The sequence below is a fragment of the Microseira wollei NIES-4236 genome (genome assembly GCF_020521235.1).
Lineage (GTDB): Bacteria > Cyanobacteriota > Cyanobacteriia > Cyanobacteriales > Aerosakkonemataceae > Microseira > Microseira wollei.
This window is the reverse complement of sequence record NZ_BLAY01000073.1, coordinates 29,252-47,129: the sequence shown is the minus strand read 5'-3', so window position 1 is coordinate 47,129 and position 17,878 is coordinate 29,252. Positions and strand designations below refer to the sequence as shown.

9 protein-coding genes are annotated in these 17,878 nt (G+C 48.8%); 6 read left to right on the top strand and 3 right to left on the bottom strand.

Annotation, left to right across the window (positions count from 1 at the left end; translation table 11 throughout):
* From MiSe_RS23205 to MiSe_RS23195, 3 genes are all read left to right on the top strand, one after another.
* On the top strand, positions 1-205 hold a 205-nt coding region (locus MiSe_RS23205), incomplete at its 5' end, for a hypothetical protein (protein ID WP_226585304.1).
* Between the two features lie 35 nt (positions 206-240).
* Complete coding sequence (locus MiSe_RS23200) at positions 241-2,031, top strand: S8 family peptidase (RefSeq protein ID WP_226585303.1); 1,791 nt, start codon at positions 241-243, stop codon at positions 2,029-2,031.
* Positions 2,032-2,304: 273 nt separating this feature from the next.
* Positions 2,305-2,532: a hypothetical protein gene (locus MiSe_RS23195; RefSeq protein WP_226585301.1), complete on the top strand. Its 228-nt coding sequence runs from the start codon at positions 2,305-2,307 to the stop codon at positions 2,530-2,532.
* A gap of 130 nt (positions 2,533-2,662) precedes the next feature.
* On the opposite strand, the gene MiSe_RS23190 is transcribed toward MiSe_RS23195, so the two are convergent.
* From MiSe_RS23190 to MiSe_RS23180, 3 genes are all read right to left on the bottom strand, one after another.
* Positions 2,663-2,980, bottom strand: coding sequence for a thioredoxin domain-containing protein (locus MiSe_RS23190; protein ID WP_226585299.1), 318 nt, complete (start codon positions 2,978-2,980; stop codon positions 2,663-2,665).
* Positions 2,981-3,253: 273 nt separating this feature from the next.
* Positions 3,254-3,811 (bottom strand): hypothetical protein, encoded by a 558-nt coding sequence (locus tag MiSe_RS23185; protein ID WP_226585296.1) that lies wholly within the window; start codon positions 3,809-3,811, stop codon positions 3,254-3,256.
* 87 nt (positions 3,812-3,898) lie between these two features.
* Positions 3,899-8,332, bottom strand: coding sequence for a PAS domain S-box protein (locus MiSe_RS23180; protein WP_226585294.1), 4,434 nt, complete (start codon positions 8,330-8,332; stop codon positions 3,899-3,901).
* A gap of 947 nt (positions 8,333-9,279) precedes the next feature.
* Here MiSe_RS23180 and MiSe_RS23175 point away from each other — a divergent pair.
* The 3 genes from MiSe_RS23175 to MiSe_RS23165 all read left to right on the top strand — a co-directional run bounded on the left by MiSe_RS23175 (position 9,280) and on the right by MiSe_RS23165 (position 17,781).
* Positions 9,280-11,610 carry a response regulator gene (locus tag MiSe_RS23175; protein WP_226585292.1) on the top strand — a complete coding sequence of 777 codons (2,331 nt, stop codon included), beginning with the start codon at positions 9,280-9,282 and terminating at the stop codon, positions 11,608-11,610.
* 322 nt (positions 11,611-11,932) lie between these two features.
* Positions 11,933-17,404, top strand: coding sequence for a PAS domain S-box protein (locus MiSe_RS23170; RefSeq protein ID WP_226585289.1), 5,472 nt, complete (start codon positions 11,933-11,935; stop codon positions 17,402-17,404).
* Positions 17,401-17,781, top strand: a complete 381-nt coding sequence (locus MiSe_RS23165) for a response regulator (RefSeq protein WP_226585287.1) — start codon at positions 17,401-17,403, stop codon at positions 17,779-17,781. The genes MiSe_RS23170 and MiSe_RS23165 overlap by 4 nt, the downstream gene beginning before the upstream one ends.
* Positions 17,782-17,878: the final 97 nt, after the last annotated feature.

Here is a 17,878-nt window from a genome sequence, read left to right as displayed (position 1 = left end):
GGGAAAATCTTCTCTTATGCCACAGATTTTGGCTGCTGTGCCCCTACAGGTTAATCAATGTTTGGTGGTCGGGGCACGGCGAGGGGAAAATCTTCTCTTATGCCACAGATTTTGGCTGCTGTGCCCCAACATATCCATAACCTATGCCGGGAATGTAACGAGCGCACAATATCTCAACGATGGGCAGGCGCTTGAGCTATTGTAGAGAGCATCACGCTTCGCTCTACTGAGTAGGTAGTTATGAGAAAGCTTTTCATAACGTGCTTGTTTTTAATCGGGCTAGGCTTTGCCCTGTTTAATTTTAAGGGTTTGGCAGCTAGCGGCACGTATAATTCGATTGTGCTGGATTTTCGCGAAGATATTCCACCAGCGCAGATAGCAGCAGATATTAAAGCGATCGCTTCCCAATATAAAGTCACGCCTCGCCTCAATAGCGCTTTCTCCCAACAGGATAATGTCTATGTGGTCGAGGGCGATCGCACTCTCCTACAAGCTTTGCAAAAATCCAACCTGGCAAAGCAAACTGAATATATCGAACCCAACTTTATCTATAAAGCTTACGAAGTTCCCAATGACCCCGACTACAGCAAACAGTGGAACTTGCGTAGCATCAACGTCGAAGCAGCTTGGAATGACAGCAAAGGCGGTGGCGCTACCGTTGCGGTAATAGATACCGGCGTCAGTCAAGTTCCCGACTTGCAGCAGACAACCTTTGTCAAAGGCTACGACTTCGTTAACGATAAAGCTGAAGCCAACGATGACAACGGTCACGGCACCCACGTTGCTGGTACAATTGCCCAATCTACCAATAACGGCTACGGCGTTGCGGGCGTCGCCTACGAAGCCAATATCATGCCCATTAAGGTATTGAGTGCTAGCGGTGGCGGTACGGTTTCCGATATTGCGGAAGCGATTAAATTCGCCGCCGATAACGGCGCCGATGTAATTAACATGAGCTTGGGCGGTGGCGGATCTAGCAACATTATGGAAGAAGCCGTTAACTACGCCTACCAAAAAGGCGTGACCATCGTCGCCGCAGCGGGAAATGAAAATAGCAGTTCGGTTTCCTTCCCCGCCCGTTATAACCACGTTATCGCCGTTTCCGCTTTGAATGCAGCAGGCGAGTTAGCCTTCTACTCAAACTATGGTGCTGGCGTCGATATCTCCGCCCCCGGTGGCGATACCAGGCAAGGCAACGTCGGCGGTATCCTGCAAAATACCATCGACCCGGAAACCGGCCTAGACGTGTTTGAAAGCTATCAAGGCACTAGCATGGCGTCCCCCCACGTCGCGGGCGTTGCAGCCCTGGTAAAAGCCAGCGGAGTGGAAAATCCGGACGAAATTGAAGCAGTCCTCAAACAGTCGGCGCGAGTTATCCAAGAAGACGAATTAAATTACTTTGGTGCCGGTCAATTAGATGCGGCGGCGGCGGTTAAACTCGCTACCAAAGGACAACTCAACTTCCGCGACTTCTTCCGCTGGTTGCGCGATAACGGTTATCTCAACCTGCGCTTCTGGTTTGATGGTGGCGTCGTCGCCCTGTTACCGAAGATTTTAATGGTGATTGGTTCTTATTTGTTGGCTTGGTTTTTGCGGAATTACTTGCCGTTTGTTTGGGGTTGGTCCCTGTCAAGCGGTTTAATTTTGGGCAGTTCCGGGTTATTTTTCCTGCGGGGACTGTACATTTACGACCTGCCACAATGGCCTTTACGGGTGATGGGCAGTTCGATTCCGGAATTGGGCGGTGCAATACAAGGTAGTACCGTACTGAATCCGATTTTTGCCAGCGTGCTAATCCCGCTAGGTTTGATAGCATTGCTGTTGGGACACCGCAGTTGGAAATGGTTTGCGATTGGGTCTTGTTTGGGCGTCGCCTCCTGTTTAGCAGTGAGTGCGGTGATGTCACCCGGTTTATTGTGGTTGGGAGATGGAGTTCTGGCTCGCACCTACCTAATTATCAACGCTTTACTCTGCTTCGGACTCGCTCGCCTATCTAGCAAAGGAGAAGATCGTACTAACGTAAGTTGCTAGTTAACTCAAGTTGCTAGTTATCTCTCTCACAGCGGCTAATGGCTAATGGCTAATGGCGAGATTGGTAAAAATCCTATATTAGCAATTAGCAAGCTTGCAAGCTGGCAACGCCCTTGTTTATAACTAGCAACTTGCGTTAGTTACCTTTTTAGGGCTTTTAATGGCTAATGGCTAATTGCTAATGGTAGAGCTGGAAAATATTCCCACGACCAATTAGCAATTAGCCATTAGCTATTTTTAAACCCATTACGAACTACCAACTGAGGTTACTACATGAGTATCACCGTTACCGGCACCATCGAACGTAAAGGCTTTGGCAAAGGCACTTGGGCGCTAGTCGCAGAAAACGGCGACCAGTACGAAATCTACGCTGGCGCCCCCAAAGAATTGCTCCAACAAGGCCAGAAAGTCACCGTTAAAGCTGAAATTCGCCAAGATATCATGACCATAGCCATGATCGGCCCCGTCCTGGAAGTGCAATCCTTTGATGCGAATGAGTAGGACATAGGTTCGTAGTAGGCGCTTTAGCGCTAAAGCGCTTACTACGAACAAATGTGCAATCCTTTGATGCGAATGAGTAGGTTTATAGTCAGCGCTTTAGCGCTAAAGCGCTTACTACGAACAAATAGTCTTAACTACTCGCTGCATTTAAAACAGCTTGCAGCTTGCTTCTAAACTCGCCTTTGGGATGACCGCCTTTCACCTCGCCCACAATCTGAAATTCTCCTTCAGGATTGTCGCAGATGAGGTAGGTAGGCCATCCCATTTCCGATTTATCGGGATACTGAGTTAATAGAATCTTGCGATACTTGCGATAAGTTGCCGTATCCTGCATTTTGACATCGATAAATTTTAAACCGAGTTCCTCTGAGACTTTCTGGTCGTAAAACGACATTTTATGACAAATGCCGCAGTCTTCAGAAGAAAACTTGATTACACTCCGCTCCATGATTCAATTCTCCTGGCTGTTTCTCAGAAACGCTTTCCTCCAGTCAAGTTAACCAGTACGTGCTTATTGGTCAACCAGGTTGCAACATAAATTTGATGTTCGTTTCTCACCTGCACCTCTGCTCACCTGCATGAGTGGGAAAAAAAAATCCCCCGTGCCAGTGAGCCGGGGGAGAATGTCTTATCAGGGTGCATCTACCACTCCACTCTTCATTAGGGGGCGATCGCCATCCGGAAAATCTGCTGTAAATTCGCCAAAAAAAATATGACCGTCCTATTCATCGGGTTCATCGGGTACGAGTGGCTGAATCGGCGAGGGTTTGCGGGGCATCTGTCGTTGCTGGGTTCCCCAAGCGGATATGTCTCGGCGGGGTAAGGTCGGAAGTTGTCGCTCTTGGTCGGTAGAGGACATTTGTGGCGAATTAGGGCGGGGTCTGGGTCTTGGGCGGCGAACTAGGCGGCGCGGTTTTGGATCGTGTAGCTGTTGTAAAATCATCCAAGATCCGGCTACACAGGTGAGGGCGATCGCACCAAACAACAAAACCGGCAACTTCCCCGAATTCTGGATGTTTACGGCTTCATTTTGGGATTTTGCCCGCGTTGATGCCGATTCTACTTCTACATCCGAGTAAATCAGCACCTTCCCAGCCGAAACCGCAACGCCTAACAACCCTGCCCACACCGCCACAAAAAGTAACAGCGCGTGTTTCTGAAGTAGATTTACTACCGGATTACCGCTAGGTGGGGGGGCTGGTTTTTTTGCTTGCCGATCGCGATTCATTGGCTTCAAGCGTGATAATAGTTGCGTCCGTTGGGGTTTCGCTCTAGACATTTTTTCAGGTTTGCACCAAATACTTAAACAATAGCTTGGCAGCTAGTGCAGTGAAGCCAGTCCGTACCAATTTTAGGAGACGACCTGCTAGTTTGTCAGTTTTTCTGCATCGTTAACAACTCGATGTACGGTAGCGGCTAATTCCTCGCTGGTGAACGGTTTGGGCAAAAACCCTTGGATACCGCATCTGGTGACATTGCCGAGGTCTTCGCTAGACAAAAGTCCGCTCATGACAATAATTTTCACCTGGGGGTTAATTGCTTGCAAGGTGCGGATGCAAGTGAGTCCATCCATCGAAGGCATCATCATATCGATCAACACGGCGCTAATTTCTTGCTGTTCGTGGGTGTAAAGCGCGATCGCATCGATTCCGTCGGTGGCGGTTAGCACCCGGTAATCGCAGGTTTCCAGGACGGTTTTAGCCACTTCGCAAATTGCCGCTTCGTCATCCACCACCAGAATTAATTCTCCTTTACCCCGCGGCAGTTTAAAACTCGACGCCGCTAACTCGGTTGCTTTTGTGCCGCCATAAGCTTGCAAAAACACCTGAAATTCGCTACCAGACCCCACCTTGCTGCTGACTGCGATCCAACCCCCGTGGTTTTTGACAATCCCCAGGGCAGTAGAAAGACCCAATCCCGTACCGGAACCGACTTCTTTGGTAGTAAAAAACGGGTCAAAAATCCGATCGATAATTTCCGACCCAATGCCAACTCCCGTATCTGCAACCTTTATGACGACGTAATCGCCAGCTTTCGCTTCAATATTCCTTCTCGCTTCGCTTTCCTCAACGATGCGGTTTTCTGCGACGATGGTTAAAGTGCCGCCATCGGGCATGGCATCGCGAGCGTTAATGCACAAGTTCATCAACACTTGATGCATTTGGGTGTTATCTGCTAAAACCGTCCACAGCGGTTCATTAGCAATCTGGGTGTAAATTTGAATCGACTTGGGGAACGTGCGTTCGATCACCTGCTCAATTTCCCGCAGCACGTCTTTGATTTGCACCAGATAGCGCTTACCTTCCATTCCCCTAGCAAAGGTGAGGACTTGCTTGATTAGCGCCGCGCCCCGTTTAGCGTTGGTTTCGATTAGCTTTAGTCGTTGCTGGGTTTTTTGATCGGAAAACTGCATCGCCAGCAGTTGCGCTGACATCAGGATCGGCGTCAATATATTGTTGAGGTCGTGAGCCATGCCCCCCGCCAAGGTGCCGATGCTCTCCAAGCGCTGAGCGCGGAATAACTGTTGCTCGAGTTGTTTTTTATCGGTAATGTCGCTATTGACCGTGAGGATCCATTTGGGTTGGTTTTGTTCGTCCCGCACCAGCGTCCAGCAGCTGGCGACGATAATTTCCCTGCCGTCTTTGGTGACTTGATGCAATTCACCTTTCCAACAACCGCTTTTGATCGCTGTTGGCAACGCTTCTGCACATTGAGGCGAAGCTTGTTTATACAACAGTTGGGAGGCTTTCTGTCCCAGAGCTTCTTGTGCCCGAAAGCCGTACAAACGCTCTGCACCTTTATTCCAATATAAAATTTGGTTGTCTAAATCGCGAACGAGAATCGCCTCAGTTGCCACATCGAGTAAAGCTGCTTGGGCGCGGATTTGCTCTTCGGCAAGCTTGCGCTCGCTTATATCAATAATCACCCCTACCATGCGTACTGCTTGCCCCCAAGCATCGTACATCCCCCGACCTCGGTCTACAACCCAGTGGATACTGCCATCGGGATAAATTACCCGGTATTCGGCGTCGTAGTCGGTATGGTTTTGCAGGGCATCGGTAAGCGCTTGCTCAACTTGGTCGATGTCTTCAGGGTGGACGCATTCGCGCCAAATCTGATAGCTTGCTTCTGTTTCCTGTGGGTTCAAACCCAATAAAGTGAAGTGGTTCTCGTTCCAGATCAGCTCGCCGGTGCTAAGGTTCCAATCCCAACTGCCGATGCGAGTAAATTCTAAGGCGAGTCTGACTTGTTGTTCGCTTTTCCGCAAAGCTTTTAACAGATGGCTTTGGGTAATCGCAATTCCTACCTGGTTCCCCAGTTGTTGCAATAGTTCGATTTCAAACTCCGACCACTGTCGCGCATGGGCGCATTGATGTGCAATCAACAAACCCCACAGTCGGGGAGATGGGAGAGAGGGGGGAGAGGGGGCAGAGGGGCAGAGGGGCAGGGGAGCAGAGGGGCAGGGGGGCAGAGGGGAATTTGAATCTTTCTCGAGATTTACCAATTTCCCCATTTCCCCATCTCCCCTGCTCCCCTGCTCCCCTGCTCCCCTGCTCCCGAAGTCCTCTGCCTCATTCCCCGGAATCAGAATCGGTACGACCAAGTTAGCTTTGACGGCAAAATGCCGCAGCAATTCGGCATGACAAGGCAGAATACCCTCTTTTTCGATATCGGCGATCGCGCAGACTCGTCCGGAGCGGTATTGCTCGTGGTATCCTCCAAAGCAAGGATCGAGGATGTCGTGTCCGATAATTACAGGCCAACCTGGGACGACTGCTTCTTCGATCACCTTTCCCGATCCGTCGGATTTTAGGCCAAAGATGACGACGCGATCGCAAGCGAGTATTCTTTGCACTTCGGTGACGGTAGTTTGTAAAATTTCCTCGAGTTGCAGAGACTGGCGAATCTTCAGCGTCACTTCGGCAAATAACTGACTCCGCAAATTCTGCCGCAGCAATTGCGCCTCGACTCGCTTGCGTTCTGTAATCTCCATACTCACCCCGACGATGCCGCAAGGGTTGCCAGTTGCATCGCGGATCAGAGTATCTGCTACATAGGCGGGGAAAGTGCTGCCATCAGTACGGCGCACGGTAAATTCTCCTTCCCAACTGCCGGTTTTTTGAATGCCAGCCATAATTTGTGCGGCTAGTTCTGCTTCCGGTGACGCTACTACTTCTAAAATCGATTCTCCTATCACCTCCGGAGTCAGTTGGTACAACTGCTGTGCGAACTGGTTAAAGTAGATAATTTTGCCTTCTAAATCGGTAGCAATCACCGCATTGCGTACCTGGTCGAGCAGCGAAGCTTGAAACGCAATTTGATCTTGATCTTGTTTGCGATCGCTAATATCCCGAATCACACCTAGAAACCCAATCCCATCACCATTATTATCTTTAACAACGCTAACCGATACCTCAACGTAGATTTCTTCCCCATTTTTTTTAATATGAATTCCCTCTCCCCGCCACGCACCCTTTGTTGCCAAAGCTTCGCTTACCGCTTGCTCATCTTCTGGTTTAACCCAACGATATTGATGGGATTCTTCTATTGGCTTCCCGATTATTTCATCTGCCTTGACTCCATACAATCGCTCTGCGGCTTGATTCCAATAAATAACGCGCTCCTCGTTATCAATTGCGATCGCTGCATCGCTGATTTGAGATAAAACATGCGCCTGAAATTGAATTTGCGCTTCTGCTTGTCTGCGTTGAGCTATTTCCCGTTGCAGTTGTTCGTTAGCTGCTTTTAACTCGGCAGTTCGTTCCTCAACTCGTTTTTCTAACTCCTCGTGAGCTTGAAACAGGACGGCTTCAATGCGCTGCCGTTTAGCAATCTCTTCTTGCAATTCTTCGTTGACTTGTCTTAATTGGGTTGTCTGCTCTTCTATTTTTACCTGCAAAGTTTCGATAATGCCAGTCATCTCCTGGGGTTCAAGCACTTGCAGCAAGCTAGTTTGAGTCACAATTCCCAACAACTCCCCTTGCTCGCTGGCAACAACCAATCGCCGCACGTGCCGCTTTTCCATCTCCTGATGCGCCACCCAGAGGGAATCTTCTTTGCTCAAACAAAATAGCGGCGCACTCATCACCTTTTGTGCCATAGTTTCGGCTAAATTTAACTCCAGAGTCAGAAATTGCACGATATCTCGCTCGGTGACGATTCCTATTGGTAATTGGTCAAGTGTATTTTCTGCTGCTTCAGTAATAACTACACAACTGACGCCACGGGAAGCCATGAGTTGGGCTAAACTTAGCACCGATGCAGTGGCGGGTGCAGCAATAACTCCAGTCGTCATCACTTCTTGGACTCGTCGCACTTTGAGCAGATTGACAGGTTGCAGAACTTGACGAATCGTGTTATGTGTGACTATTCCTACCAGTTGTCCCTGGGCATCCAAAATGGGTAAATGGCGAATTTGATGCTGACGCAACAGCGACAGTGCCGTGAAAATGCTTTCATAACCAGATTTTGTCAGGGTTACGACTTTTGGCGTCATTACAGAGGCTATTTTTAGCCTGGATAATTTCCTTCCAGCAGCAGTGATTTTTACTACATCTCGCTCCGTAAATATGCCCAGTAAGCGGTTCGGCGACACCACCACAATGCAACTGGTTTGTTGCTGAATCGGTTGGTGCGATTTTGAGGATGATTTTGCTTTCGATAGCAGACAATTGCTCCCGCGAGCCTGACTCATCAAGGCGATCGCATCGAGTACCATAGTATCGGGCGCAACGGTTAAGGCAGGAGCGATCGCGCTCTCCAGAGGTGGCAAGTCAATCGACTGGGAAAATTGTCGCATATTAAAAAGTTCGAGCCTGGTTCTAAATAAAAATTGATCCCAATGCTGAGATTAACGGTTTTGTTAAAGATAGCCCATATTCTATGCCAGACCAAATGCGCCTGCAAAGTCTCCTATACACTCGTAGTTGCATTGTTGGACACTCCCCGCACCAATAGGCGCGGGGATTCTTAAGACCTTTGGGTCTTAATATCCCGATCCCTAAGGTTCCCAGACTCACCACAAAAGCTACTAGAGCGTAGTGATTTCTCCTGACATTAGCCATTAGCCGCTATGCATGAGATAACGAGTAGGGGCGGGTTTAACGAGATCGGGACTGACGCAAGACGAGAAAAGAAACAAAGGTGAGACCGTCGATCTCTGATTCCCTTTCCCAACGATTTTTCGGAGAAACCGGAAAGCAAGCGCGTAAGTCCTAGAGATATCTCGTGGTTCCACTGATTGATTGCTAAAACCCGCCCCTATTTGAGTTGAGCGGGACTGACGCAGGATGAACCTAGAAACCCGGTTTCTTTGCGTAAGTCCTGTTAATTTAACTTTGATTGTGCTGCAATATACAAGATTTGTGAAATTATTTGCAGCCGGGGAGATGCCCACTTGACAAAACCAGGACTTACGTGCGACGAGGTCATCACCTTTGTTTCGACCTTGATCTTTGGTGCCCAAACCAAGGATTTTTCGTAGAAACTTTGGTGTTTGCGTAAGTCCTAAAAACAAAACAAATTCCGCTTTTCCCCCTCCTACGAGGAGGGAGTAGGGGGGGTGGTAAGGGAGGAAGCCTGCCTCCAGAAGCAATGAAGGCGATATTTTCAAGCCTTGTCTATTGACAGAAAAGAAACCCACTCTCTAAGTAAGTCGGGCTTGAAATCAACCGGGTAATTTAAAAAATTTAAAATTGATCTTGTCTAGATTTTCGTTAATTTAGCCAAACAGACAATAATTGGTATATGAAAATATTGCTGATCGAAGACGATCGATTAATTGCAGAACAGCTGGCTAAAAACCTGACTGAACAGCATTATATCGTTGAAGTTGCTAAGGATGGTCAAGCGGGGTGGGATTTAGTTGAATTTTCTAGCTATGATGCGATCTTGCTCGATGTGATGCTGCCGAAGTTAGATGGAATTAGCTTTTGTCGGCGGTTGCGAAGTCAAGGCAATCTCACTCCCGTAATTTTACTCACCGCGCAAGATGCCAGCACGAATAAAGTCATGGGTTTGGATGCAGGCGCGGATGATTATATCGTAAAACCGTTTGATTTTCAGGAATTATTAGCCCGCATCCGAGCATTGCTGCGTCGGGGGGGTTCAAGCTTACCGCCGCTGTTGGAGTGGAACAAACTACGCCTCAACCCGAGTACCTGCGAAGTATCTTGGGACGCTCGCTCGCTGCATTTGACCCCCAAAGAATACGGACTGCTGGAAGTATTTCTCCGCAATCCACAGCGGATTTTTAGCTGCGGCGCGTTGATCGAGCAACTGTGGTCGTTTGAAGAACCCCCCAGCGATGATACAGTCAGATCCCATCTCAAAGGGTTACGAATGAAACTCAGGGCAGCAGGGGTTCCAGAAGATCCGATCGAGACAGTTTATGGTATCGGTTATCGACTCAAGTCTGTGGATACTGCCAGCGGGGTTGCCACTGTTGATGGAAAGAAATCCACTAGCCAAAATGCCAACGCCAACGTTGCAGCGCAGACAGCAGCGGGAGTTGGTAAAATTTGGCAGCAAGTTAAAGATACCATCGCCGATCGCGTTACAACAATCGCCCAAGCAACAACGCTGCTGCAAAACGACCAGTTGACCGAGGAGGCGCGCAGTCTTGCGGAGCAAGAAGCGCACAAACTGGCAGGATCTTTGGGCATGTTTGGATCGGATGAAGGTTCTCGTTTGGCTAAAGAAATCGAAGCTAACTTTAAAGCTGACTTGCATTTGGCAGCAGAGCAAAAGCAATACCTGACTCAACTCGTTCAAGCACTGGATCGGGAACTGCAACGACTCAATAGGGAACAATTGCCCGCATTACCATCAGCAAATGAATCCGCAGACCCATATCCTTTATTGTTAGTTGTTGACTTGGATCGGTCGCTGACGGAACAATTGGCGATCGAAGCGACGAGTTGGGGCATACGAGTGCATTCCACTGATGGCTATACCCCTGTGGAACTGAGAGAATATATTTTAAGCTCGCCCCCCGATCTGGTGCTGCTCGACCTGACTAATCGGGACTTGCACGAGGCAAGTCAGGGGTTATTGACTCAACTCAATGCACTTACTCCCCCAGTACCAACGATCGCGATCGCCGAGCGGGATAATTTAATCGACCGAGTTAAAATCGCCCGCTTAGGGGTACGGCGGATTTTGCACGAACCTTTATCCCCTGTCCAGGTGCTAGAATGTGCCACACAACTGCTGCAATACGCCCGTACCGATGAAGCGAGGGTGATGGCGGTAGACGACGATCGGAATATTTTAACCGCGCTGCAAACTTTACTCAAACCTTGGGGCATTAAGGTATATACCTTAGATAACCCGCTGCGGTTTTTGGATGTTCTCAAAACAACTGCGCCAGAGTTGCTAATTTTGGATATAGAAATGCCCCAAATTAGCGGCATTGAACTGTGCAAGGTTGTCCGCAACGACCCCAACTGGAGCGGACTATCAATTTTGTTCCTTACCGCTCACACCGATGGCGACATCAGGCGGCAGGTATTTGCAGCTGGTGCAGACGACTACGTTAGCAAACCGATTGTAGCGGCGGAACTGGTGACGCGCATCCTGAATCGGATCGAGCGATCGCGTCTATTGCGGAGTTTATCAGAAACCGATCCCCTGACTGGCCTCCCCAACCGACGCAAGTCCACCGCCAGTCTGCTGCGCTGGCAACAAGAGTGCCAAGTCACAGATCAACCTTTGTGTTTCGCAATTATTAAACCCAACAACCTGAAGCAAATTAACCACCAATTCGGACATGCCACCGGGGATCGAGTCTTATCTCAATTGGCAGAAATCCTGCGGCGATCATTCCACAGCCAAGATGTCATCGGTCGTTGGGGTGGAACCGAATTTGTCATCGGCATGTCTGGAATCGCAAAAAGCGATGCCAAACGGCGGCTTTCTGAACTTTTGAAGCATCTGCGCCAAAGAGAATTTACTACTGTTGATGGCACGCCCTTGCGGGTATCCTTCAGTTGCGGAATTGTCCAGTATCCTAAAGATGGTGCCGATCTACTTTCTTTATATCAAGCCGCCAGCCAACAGTTAAAAATTAAAAATTAAACTGGTAATTGCTAATTGCTAATTGCTAATTGCTTATGGGGGTTGGCTAATAATTCTCTGCCCAAGTGCAAAATTACAAATTTACTAAATTTAATTTCAGAGCAAAGATGTTGAAAAAAGTCAAGCATTTGTTGATACCAAATCCGGATTTATTAGCCTTTAGCCCGCGAAGGCGGGCTTTGCTTGTGTAGCCTCACCCTTGAGGGTGAGAAAGTTAAAAAAGGCGGTAATAGATGATACAAAGTTGCACAAGAAATGGACAACTTTCCCTCCGCCTTGTCCTCCTTGTCTCGGTATATACTATATTTGAAGGTAAGTTTATATGACATACAATTCATTTATCCCTCACGGGCATTGCTATCTTTGGAAACCGGGGCTGGTGTGGCTGCATGTGGTTTCTGACTCGCTGATTGCCCTGGCTTATTATGGGATTGCGATAGGGTTAATCTATCTAGTCCAAAAGCGAAAAGACTTACCATTTGATTGGATATTTTTGCTGTTTGGAATTTTGATCGTCGCTTGTGGAACCACCCACCTGATGGAGGTTTGGACGCTTTGGCATCCCATCTATTGGGTATCGGGAACGCTCAAAGCTTTGACGGCGGGAGTTTCTCTCTGTGCGGCGGTGATTCTAATTTCATTAGTGCCGCAAATTTTAGCTTTGCCGAGTCCAACCGAGTTAGAAGCAGCTAACCAACAATTGCAACGGGAAATCGCCGAACGCGAGCAGGTAGAAGCCGCACTGCACGCCTCCCAAAGTCGTTTGGCTGGGATTCTGGATATTGCGGATGATGCGATTATCTCGGTTGATGAAACCCAAAGCATTACCTTGTTTAATCAGGGAGCAGAAAAAATCTTTGGTTACAGTACCGAAGAAATTTTAGGACAATCCTTGGATTTACTTTTGCCTTCTCGCTTTGGGGAAATGCATCGCCAACACATCAGTCAATTCGCCAACTCGCCCGATGTAGCGCGGGGAATGGGACAACATCGGGAAATTGTTGGTCGTCGCAAAGATGGGAGGGAATTTCCAGCTGAAGCTTCGATCTCGAAGCTGGAATTAGAAGGGGAAACAATATTTACTGTAATTTTGCGCGATATTAGCGATCGCATCGCCGCACAACGCGATCGGATTCAAGTACAGCAAGCGCTGCAATACAGCGAACAACGACTGCGGCTAACCCTAGAAGCAACTTGCATTGGCATTTGGGACTGGAACTTATTGACCAACCGCGTCACCTGGAACGATAATCACGCCAGACTGTTTGGTTTGGTTCCCGGCACCTTCGCTGTCAATTATCAAGCATTTCACTCCCGCGTCCACCCGGAAGATATCGAACGGGTAGAAACCGCTGTAGCTATGGCTTTAGCAACAAAAACCGACTACGTCGCAGAATACCGGATTATTTGGCCTGATGGTAGCATCCACTGGGTGGAAGGCAAAGGGCGGGGTTTTTACGACCCAGCGGGCAGGGCAATTCGGATGATGGGAACGGTGATGGATATAAGCGATCGCAAAGCGCAAGAAGCCGCCCTCCGCAGCGCCAACGACGAATTAGAACACCGAGTTATTCAACGCACCCACGAGCTATTTGAAGCCAATATAGCCTTGCGAACCGAAATTGCAGAACGGGAATGGGCCCAACGGGGGGTAACCGTCCAATATGCCACAACGCGGGTACTGGCAGAAGCCGCTACCCTGACGGAAATGTACTCCAGAATTTTGCCCGCGATTTGTAATAGTTTGGGGTGGGTAGCGGCAGAATTTTGGATCGCTACCCAGGGTAATGAACGATCGCACCAATTCCCAATTCCCAATTCCCAATTACCAATTACCCCTTCCCTACAATGCGTAGAAATTTGGCAAGCACCTGGGATGACTTCGCCAGAATTTAAAGCGATCGCCCAAACAATAAACTTTGCGCCTGGAATTGGTTTACCGGGGCGCGTTTGGGCAACAAACGAACCAATTTGGATTGCAGATGTAGTTGAAGATGATTTCTTCCTGCGCTCTGAAATAGCCGCCGAAATTGGATTGCACGCAGCATTTTGCTTTCCGATTCGGATGGGTGGCGAAATCCTCGGTGTTATTACCTGCTTTAGCCGTCAAATTCAACCACCAGACGTAGATTTGCTCGATTTGATCACGAGTATTGGCAACCAAATTGGGCAATTCATCCAACGCAAACAGGCAGAACAAACACTACAAGAAATCGCCACATTGCAGAACGCGATTTTAAATAGCGCCAACTACACGATTATTTCTACCACAGTAGACGGGACGATTCGCACTTTTAACGCAGCAGCAGAACGAATGCTGGGCTATACCGCAGCAGAAGTAATTGGCAAGACAACTCCTGATATCATCCATGATGGGGATGAAGTCGTACAACGGGCACAAGAACTTTCACAGGAGTTGGGCGTTACAATTGAACCGGGAATGGAGACGTTTGTAGCCAAGGCGCGGCGCGGGGAAATAGATGAGCGCGAATGGACTTATATTCGCAAAGATGGTTCCCGCTTCCCGGTTTTGCTATCAGTTACTGCTTTGTACGATGGCGGAAATAACATTACCGGATTTCTCGGCATTGGCAGCGATATTACCGAAGGCAAGCAAGCACAAGAAGCGCTGCAAAGGTACGCCGCAGAAATCGAAGACATTTATAACCATGCCCCTTGCGGGTATCATTCCCTCGATGCAGATGGTAATATTGTCCGCATCAACGATACCGAACTGAATATGTTGGGCTACGCGCGGGAAGAGATAATTGGAAAGCATGTGACCGAATTGCTTGCACCCGACAGTTTGGCAATCTTCCAAGAAAACTTCCCGCGTTTCAAACAGAACGGATCGCTGCATAATCTGGAATTTAATTATATTCGCAAAGATGGCACAATTTTACCCGTGAGTTTAAATGCAACGGCGATCAAAGATGAAGCGGGAAACTATCTGATGAGTCGGTCTACGATTTTTGATATTAGCGCTCGCAAGCAAGCAGAAGAAGCACTGCGACAAAGCGAAGCCCACTACCGCGCCGTTGTTGAAGATCAGACCGAACTGATCTGTCGTTTTCTGCCAAATGGGGTATTGACCTTCGTAAATCAGGCCTACTGTCGCTATTTCGATCGGCAATTGCAAGACATTCTGCACAATCCCTTCATGCCGCTGATTCCAGAGGAGGACCGGGCATTAGTTGCAGAGAACATTGCCTCCCTATCTGCGGATAAACCATATATCAGCCACGAACATCGGGTCATCCTCCCCACGGGAGAAATTCGCTGGCATCAATGGATAAACCGAGCCATCTTCAACGACCAGGGACAAATCGTTGAGTATCAGGCTGTAGGTCAAGATATCACAGATCGCAAGCAAGCAGAAGCAGCACTGCGCCAGAGCGAGGAACGCTTGCAACTCGCGCTAGAAGCCTCTGGGGACGGACTCTGGGACTGGCACATTACCACTGAAGAGGTTTATGTAAGTCCCCGATGGCTTTTAATGCTCGGCTATGACATAGGTGAATATGTCGCAAATGTCAATAACTGGGAAAGTCTGATTCATCCAGACGATCGCCCCTGGGTAATGGACGTGCTGAACAATCATTTACAAGACAGTTCGGTTCCTTATGCCTTCGATTATCGAATGCGAACCAAATCGGGGGAATGGAAATGGATAGGGAATTATGGTAAAGTCGTGGCTCGCGACGAACAAGGGAACCCCCTGAGAATGACGGGGACGCATAAAGATATTAGCGATCGCAAAGCTTCGGAAGCAGAAATCCGCAATCTGAATAGAGCATTAGAAATAGCCGTTGTAGGCATTTCCCAAATAGATTTGCCAGGAAATTTCATTCAAGTCAACCCAGCTTATGCCAGTATGTTGGGTTACCAACCTCAAGAGATAATCGGGATGGATTGGCAACAAACCGTACACCCCGACGACCGAGAAAAAACCCTAGCCGCCTACCAACAAATGCTGGCAAATGACAAGGCAGAAGTAGAAGTAAGGGCGGTGCGAAAAGACGGGTCGGTTTTCGAGCAGAAAATCGTCATGGTCAAAGCTTACGACCAAGAGCAATTCATCGGGCATTATGGCTTTATGAAAGATATCAGCGCTCGCCGAGAAATCGAGCGACTCAAAGATGAATTTGTCTCAATTGTCAGCCACGAATTGCGTACCCCTCTAACTTCAATTTCCGGTGCGTTGGATCTCCTCGCGAGTGGGTTATTGCAAGCTCAACCCGAAGAAGCGCAGCGCATGTTAACAATTGCTGCCAATAATACCGAGCGGTTGGTGCGTTTAATTAACGACATTTTGGATATCGAACGCATCGAATCTGGTAAAGTAGGCATGACTAAGCAAATATGTCAAGCAGAAAATTTAATGCTTCAGTCAGTAGAAGTCGTGGAAGAAATGGCGCGCAATGCAGGCGTTACCATCAGCGTCTCTGCCCTCAAAGCAAGTTTTTGGGCAGATCCCGATCGGATTATCCAGGTTTTCACCAATTTGCTGTCTAATGCAATTAAATTTTCCGCCCCAGGTGCAACAGTTTGGTTGAGTGGGGAAATTCAGGCAGCTGGGGGAGAAGGGGGAGCAGGGGAGCAGGTGAGATGGGGAGCAGGGGAGCAGGGGAGATGGGGAGCAGGGGAGATGGGGAGCAGGGGAGCAGGGGAGAATATAGATTCAAATTCCCCTCTGCCCACCTGCACACCTGCCCTCCCGCCGTCGTGCCCCTCTTCCCCCTCTTCCTCCTATAGCTACGTATTATTTAAAGTCACCGACACTGGACGGGGCATTCCAGCAGATAAACTCGAATCGATTTTTGCACCTTTTCAGCAAGTCGATGCATCCGACTCGCGCGCCAAAGGAGGAACGGGTTTAGGGTTAGCCATCTGTCGCAGCATCTTGCAGCTGCATGAAGGGCAAATTTGGGCTGAAAGTACTTTAGGAGAAGGCAGCAGCTTTTACTTTACCCTGCCAGTTTTGTACCAAGCAGAAGGCGAGTTGAACGCCATCGCCGAATCCCAGATACCACTGGTATTAGTGTGCGATGACGACGCCGATATCCGGTTTGTGGTACAAACTACCCTGGAACAGCAAGGTTACCGGGCGATTGCAGTCGGATCGGGGCAAGAGGCGATCGCACAAGCGATCGCCAACCATCCCGATGTAATTATCCTCAACTTGATGATGCCTGGAATGGATGGGTGGGAAACCCTAGCGCAATTGAAACAGCATGAAGAAACCCAAAATATCCCGGCGATCGTACTCAGCGGATTATTACCCGACAATCGAGAAGTTCCCTATCCAGGGGTGAACGACTGGATAGTTAAACCTCCCGATCGACAAACATTGTGCCAAGCGCTGGAGAAAGCTTTAGCCAAACAGAATCAGAGGATGAAAGTGCTGGTGGTAGAAGATGATTTGGATTTGGCACAAGTACTGATTGCCATGTTTGAGCGCTATGGGATTGAAACATTTTATGCGCGAACTGGACGGGAAGCGATTCAATTAAGCCAGCGCCTCCTCCCCGATTTATTAATCCTCGATTTGGGACTGCCGGAAGGCGATGGTTTTGCCGTGGTAGACTGGCTCAGGCATCACAACCGTCTGTGTCACGTGCCGTTGGTGGTGTATACTTCACGAGATTTGAGTCAAAGCGATCGCGATCGCTTAAAGTTGGGTCAGACACTGTTCCTCACCAAAGCACGCATTACACCGCACGAGTTTGAACGCCGAGTCATCAACTTGCTAAACCGCATCGTTCGAGTTCAGGAAGGAGACAGCAATTCGTGAGCGCCAAACGCATTCTAATTGTCGATGATGAATACGATATCCGGGCAGTGGCGGAACTGGCGCTCAAAACCGTCGCCGGGTGGCAAGTCTTAACCGCCGCTTCGGGTAGGGAAGGGTTAGATCAAGCGATCGCGCAACAACCCGATGCCATCCTCCTCGATGTGATGATGCCCGAAATGGATGGGATCGCCACTTGGCAAGCGTTGCAAGCGAATCCTGCCACCGAGTCTATCCCCGTCATTTTAATGACCGCTAAGGCACAAGCTGCGGATCAACGCCGCTTTGCCTCACTCGGCGTCGCGGGTATTATTACCAAACCCTTCAAGGCAATGCAGTTATCCGCTCAAGTTGTCGCAGTCCTCGGCTGGCAGCCGTGAGCCAGTTCTTTTATATTTTTTAACATTTAGCGAGTATCATCTGCACAAGTTCTGCATTTTTTAGCTTTAACCTAATTAGTCAAGTAGAGTTCAGTTA